Annotated in this window: 3 protein-coding genes; 2 read left to right on the top strand and 1 reads right to left on the bottom strand. The window is 69.7% G+C overall.

Features of this window, described 5'->3' with window-relative positions:
- Nucleotides 1-369 (bottom strand): calcium-binding protein (locus AC1D15_RS25685; RefSeq protein WP_477828216.1); only part of this gene is annotated, 369 nt, incomplete at its 3' end.
- A 205-nt stretch (nucleotides 370-574) separates the two neighbouring features.
- On the opposite strand from AC1D15_RS25685, the gene AC1D15_RS25680 reads away from it, so the two are divergent.
- Both AC1D15_RS25680 and AC1D15_RS25675 read left to right on the top strand, forming a co-directional pair.
- On the top strand, nucleotides 575-1,918 hold the full coding sequence (locus AC1D15_RS25680) for a TolC family protein (protein WP_465114448.1): 1,344 nt from the start codon (nucleotides 575-577) through the stop codon (nucleotides 1,916-1,918).
- Nucleotides 1,919-1,959: 41 nt separating this feature from the next.
- Nucleotides 1,960-2,741, top strand: a 782-nt coding sequence (locus tag AC1D15_RS25675) for a WxcM-like domain-containing protein (protein ID WP_477828215.1), incomplete at its 3' end; no start/stop codon positions are given.

Genomic DNA, 2,741 nt, shown 5'->3' with positions numbered 1-2,741 from the left:
CTGCAGCGGGTTGTAGCTGTTGAGCGGGTTGTCGTCGCGGAAGAAGTCGTTGACGGTGATGGAGTCGGTGGAGCCGGTGACGGAGGCGATCAGCGAGGTGCCGGAGCGGGAGAACTGGACCTTGCTCGACGCCAGGTTGGTGAACAMCAGCGTGTCGGTCTTGCCGGCGGCGGCGTCTTCGGTGGAGGCGATGATGTCCTGGCCGTCGCCCGTGGCGAAGTTGTAGGTGTCGCTGCCAAGGCCGCCGTCGAGGACGTCGTTGCCGGTGCCGCCGGTGAGGGTGTCGTTGCCATCGAGGCCGAGAAGGGTATCGGCACCGGTGGTGCCTGCGAGAGAGTCCGCGGCCAAGGTGCCTGTCTTGGTTGCCATGCGAGGGTGCTCCGGTTGCCGATATGAAGAAGTCGGCAAGGGTAGGCAAGCCGGCAAGGCCCCGTCTATGGTGCAAAGCGCCCTCCGGGAGCAGGAACTGGCCTCGAAACCGGGTCATTTTCCGGCCATCGCACCGGGCGTCCACGGGGTGTACTGGCAGGGTGCCGCAAGCCATGTGGCCCCCCGTTCCCAGGAGCCTGTCCCCATGACTGTCCACCCGTCCTTCACCTTGCGCCTCGCCGGCGTGCTGGTGGCCACCGCCGTCGCGCTGCCTGCGGTCGCCCGCTGCATCGATGACGAAGGCATGGAGCCCGGGGTCAGCTACGGCGCCAGGCCGCTGGCGGGCGATGCCGGCGGCCCGCGCGCCACGCTGCAGGCGATGGTGCAGGAGGCGCTGCGGCGCAGCCAATCCATCGGCGCCGCCAGGCTGCTGGCCGAAGCCGCCGCCGCCGATGTCGACGAAACCCGCATGTCACGCCGTCCGCAGGCCGGTCTGAGCGGCACGCTCGGCCGGGTCGGCAGTTCCGGCCCGAATACCGAAAGTGTCAGCGGCAACCAGGCCCGTGTCGGCCTGAGCGTCACCGCACCGCTGTTCGACGGCGGCCGCATCACCCAGCTCACCGACTGGCGCAGCCACCTGGCCGAGGCCGCCCGCCTGGGCCAGATCAGCGCCGAGGAACAGGTCGCGCTGACGACGGTGTCGCTGGCCATGGACCGCAGCCGCTACCGCATGCAGGCCCAGGTCTACCAGCAGTACTCGCGCAAGATGAGCTGCCTGGTCGAGGCGCTGGAAACCATCGTGCGCGCCGACAAGGGCCGCACCAGCGAGCTGGTGCAGGCGCAGAAGAACCAGCAGCAGGCCGACCTGCAGCAGGTGCAGACGCTGTCGATGGTGCGCCAGATCGAGGTCAAGCTTCGCCGCTTCGTCGGCGACGGCCTGCCGGGCACCGAGGGCTTGTCGTCGGTGCTGCTCGACGTGCCGCCGCTGCCCGAGTTGCAGGCGCAGGCCGAGCGCGCCGCCGAGATCGCCCAGCTCGACCAGCAGGCCGCCGCCGCCGACAGCTATGCCAACGCCGTGGTGGCCGGGCAGAAGCCGCAGGTCAACTGGACCGTGGGCGGCAGCAAGGCCAAGGGCGCCGGCGACGGCACCAACTGGTCGGCCGGCGTCAGCTTCAACATCCCGCTCTACAACGCGAGCAACGACTACTCGACCCTCGCCGCCCGCAAGCGCGCCGAGGCCGCCCGCCTGCAACGCGCCGACGCGCTGGAAGCCCGCAAGTTCCGCATGGCCGAGGTGCATGAGCAGGCCACGTCGGCCTTCGACCGCGCGCAGCGCGTCATCAGCGTGCTGCGCGACAGYGACCGGGTGCGCAACTTCACGCTGCAGCAATGGCAGCAGCTCGGCCGGCGCTCGCTGTTCGACGTGATGGCCGCCGAGGGCGACCACTACGGCCTGCGCGTCGCCTACGTGAATGCGCTGTACGACGGCGAGCAGGCGAATGCGCTGCTGCGCTCGCTGGGCCTGGGCATCGGCGCCTGGCTGCAATGAACCTCCTCTGATCCCGGTCCACACGGAAAGACACCGACACCATGGGAACCAACGACACCAGCCTGCTGGCGCCGCTCGCGCTGCACCCGCAGGCCTTCATCGACCCCGAGGCCCACGTGCACGGCGATTGCGTCGTCAAGAGCGGCGCCCACATCTGCCGCGGCGTGACGATCGACGCCGGCTGCCACATCGGCGCCAACGTCGTGTTCGTCGAGGCCGAAGGCCATGAGCCGATCGGCACCACGGTGCGCCGCCAGGCCTGGATCGGCGCCAACTCCACCATCTATGGCGGCCTGACGATCGCCGCCAAGGCGGTCGTGCGCCCCGGCTCGGTCGTCACGCGCTCGGTGCCGCCCGGCGCCATCGTCGAAGGCAACCCGGCCGCCATCGTCGGCTATGTCGACACCGACAAGGGCCCGGCCAGCGCGGTGCACGTGCCGAGCGCGGCCAACGGATTCAAGATCGAGACCACGCCGGTGCACGGCGTCACGGTGCACCACTTCCCGGTGATCCGCGACCTGCGCGGCGACCTGACGGTGGGCGAGTTCGACCGCCACGTGCCGTTCAAGCCGCTGCGCTACTTCATGGTGTTCGGCGTGCCCAGCCGCGAGATCCGCGGCGAGCATGCGCACCACCGCTGCCACCAGTTCCTGATCTGCCTGAAGGGCAGCTGCGCGGTGGTGGCCGACGACGGCACGCGACGCGTCGAGGTGGTGCTCGATTCGCCGCAGCGCGGGCTGTACCTGCCGCCGATGACCTGGGGCATCCAGTACAAGTACTCGCCGGACGCGATGCTGATGGTGTTCGCCTCCGACTACTACGA

Source organism: Rhizobacter sp. P2_H2 (assembly GCF_056403375.1).
This window is presented reverse-complemented; position numbering and strand designations above follow the sequence as displayed.